Genomic DNA, 2,991 nt, shown 5'->3' with positions numbered 1-2,991 from the left:
CAAGTAAAACCCATATGTACACCAGCGCAGTAGACGTAGAACTTGCTCACGTGAAAAGCGCAGTTTTTTAAATATAAAATAATCCACAAAGAGAAGCGAATGAGGAGTAAATGAGAAGATATAAAAACATAAACCTTTTTAGAACTATCTATTCCTCTAAAAGCGCAGCGCCTCTTATCCTCTTTGTGAATAAATCACTTTACGGGCTTTGCCCGGCACGCCAGCAAGCTGCGCGTCTACAAGTAAAACCCATGTCTACACCAGCGCAATAGACGTAGAGCTTGCTCACGTGAAAAGCGCAGCTTTTTAAATAAAAAATAAACCACAAAGTGGAGCGGATGAGGAATAAATGAGAAAACATACAGACCAACAATAATCTTTTTAGCACTATCACTACCTCTAAAAGCGCAGCGCCTCTTACCCTCTTTGTGAATAAATCACTTTACGGGCTTTGCTCATCACGCCAGCAAGCACCGCATCTACAAGTAAAACCCATATGTACAACTTCGCGGTAGATGTAGAGCTTGCTCACGTGAAAAGCGCAGCTTTTAAATGCTTAAATAAACCACTACTCACAAAGAGAAGCGAATGAGGAATAAATGAGAGGGCATAAAAACATAAACCTTTTTAGAACTATTACTGCCTCTAAAAGCGCAGCGCTTCTTATCCTCTTTGTGAATAAATCACTTTACGGGCTTTGCCCGGCACGCCAGCAAGCTGCGCGTTTACAAGTAAAACCCATATCTACACCTTCGCTGTAGACGTCGAGGCAAGCTCACTGACTTCGATGTGATAAATGATAGCTACAAGACGTAGAGCTTGCTCACGTGAAAAGCGCAGCTTTTTAAATAAAAAATAATCCACAAAGAGAAGCGAATGAGGAAAAAATGAGAAAACATAAAGACCAACAACAATCTTTTTAGAACTATCACTGCCTCTAAAAGCGCAGCGCCTCTTACCCTCTTTGTGAATAAATCACTTTACGGGCTTTGCCCATCACGCCAGCAAGCTTCGCGTCTACAAGTAAAGCCCATATGTACACCAGCGCAGTAGACCTAGAGCTTGCTCACGTGAAAAGCGCAGCTTTTAAATGCTTAAATAAACCACTACTCACAAAGAGAAGCGAGTGAGGAATAAATGAGAAGACATAAAAACATAAACCTTTTTAGAGCTATCTCTTCCTCTAAAGCGCAGCGCCTCTTATCCTCTTTGTGAATAAATCACTTTACGGGCTTTGCTCGGCACGCCAGCAAGCTGCGCGTCTACATTGATATACTCAATGTAAACGTTATTTTTTGTGCAGTGCTTCAATGCGTGCTAGTAAGCTTGATGTATCGTATCGGCCGCCACCAAGCGCTTGTACGTCGGCGTAATATTGATCAACCGTTGCGGTCATAGGTAACGTAGCGCCGTTGTTTTTAGCTTCATCAAGCGCGATGCCTAAATCTTTGCGCATCCAATCTACGGCAAAACCAAACTCGTACTCACCTGCCCACATTGTTTTGTAGCGGTTTTCCATTTGCCACGAACCCGCAGCCCCTTTTGAAATGGTTTCAATTACTTTTTCACCATCAAGCCCTGCTTGTTTAGCAAAATGTAAGCCCTCGGCTAAGCCTTGCACTACGCCGGCAATACAAATTTGATTAACCATTTTACATAACTGCCCTGCGCCCACATCGCCTAATAACTGGCTAAAACGGCTATATGCCGCCATTACGGGTTGCACTTTAGTGAAAACAGCTTCGTTACCGCCTGCCATGACTGTAAGCACGCCGTTTTCAGCACCTGCTTGTCCACCTGATACGGGCGCGTCTATAAAATCGATATTTTGCAAGGCTGCTTTTTCTGCTACTTCACGGGCTACTTCGACCGATGTCGTTGTATGGTCAACCAAAATGCTATTAACGGCCATCCCCGCTAAAACACCATTTTCACCATAAACAACCGCACGTAAGTCATCATCATTACCTACACACATAAATACAATATCAGCATTATTAGCAGCTTCTCGCGGCGTGGTAGCAAAGCTTCCTGCATACTCATCTACCCAGCTTTGCGCTTTTGCTTGAGTGCGGTTATATACACACACATTAAAGCCCGCTTTTGCTAAATGCCCTGCCATTGGGTAACCCATTACCCCTAAACCTATAAATGCAACATTGATTGACATAAAAGTGCCTTATTTTCCTGCTAACTTAGAAACTATGCCCGATTATGTCAATCGGCTGCTTAAAAAGCGAATTAAGTCTTTATAAATTTCCAACGTAAGGAAATAAGTAGGTAACCATGGATAGTATTTATCAATTTAGTGCCCCTTTGTACAACAGCGAAAGCTTTGCGCTTAGCCAGCTAAAAGGCAAAACAGTACTTATTGTTAATACAGCAAGTAAGTGTAATTTTTCGGTGCAATTAAGTTCGCTAGAAAAGCTCTATCAAGAATATAAAAATAGCGGTTTCACTATTTTAGCGTTTCCGTGTCATCAATTTGGCCAAAACGAGCCGCTTGATAACCTCGCGATCAAAGACTTTTATCAAGGGCAATTTGACGTGTCGTTCAAAGTGTTTGGTAAGGTCATGGTAAATGGGCCCGAGGCGCATCCGCTGTTTAATTATTTAAAGTCGCATACCCGTGGTATTTCGCAAAACCGCGCAGTAAAGTGGAACTTCACCAAGTTTTTAATTAACCCACAAGGTCAGCTCGTTGCACGTTATGCGCCGCGCACCAAGCCCGAAACGCTTAAACAGGTCATTGAGGCAAACTTACCTAGCGCACTAAACGCTAATAACTTAAATAACGCAAAAATAATACCCAACTTTAATGCATTAAAAGGCGCTTAATTATTCTAAATCAATAAATGGGTGGTTACTCAAGCATGCTTTATTAAACTAGTTTAAGGTTACGTATAATACCAATCAGCAATAATACTTAATCATTTTTAGGGGCTAAACGTGTCGCTATCTGCGTTAAAAAACTCTCATTTACGACTGCAT

At 42.0% G+C, this 2,991-nt stretch carries 2 protein-coding genes; one reads left to right on the top strand and one right to left on the bottom strand.

Annotated features, from left to right (window positions below; all coding sequences use genetic code 11):
* Positions 1-1,288 precede the first annotated feature (1,288 nt).
* On the bottom strand, positions 1,289-2,170 hold the full coding sequence (locus PAT01_RS19805) for an NAD(P)-dependent oxidoreductase (protein ID WP_138576934.1): 882 nt from the start codon (positions 2,168-2,170) through the stop codon (positions 1,289-1,291).
* 116 nt (positions 2,171-2,286) lie between these two features.
* On the opposite strand from PAT01_RS19805, the gene PAT01_RS19800 reads away from it, so the two are divergent.
* Complete coding sequence (locus tag PAT01_RS19800) at positions 2,287-2,838, top strand: glutathione peroxidase (RefSeq protein WP_004587708.1); 552 nt, start codon at positions 2,287-2,289, stop codon at positions 2,836-2,838.
* Positions 2,839-2,991: the final 153 nt, after the last annotated feature.

The sequence above is a fragment of the Pseudoalteromonas atlantica genome (assembly GCA_007988745.1).
GTDB classification, from domain to species: Bacteria; Pseudomonadota; Gammaproteobacteria; order Enterobacterales; family Alteromonadaceae; genus Pseudoalteromonas; species Pseudoalteromonas atlantica.
This window is presented reverse-complemented; position numbering and strand designations above follow the sequence as displayed.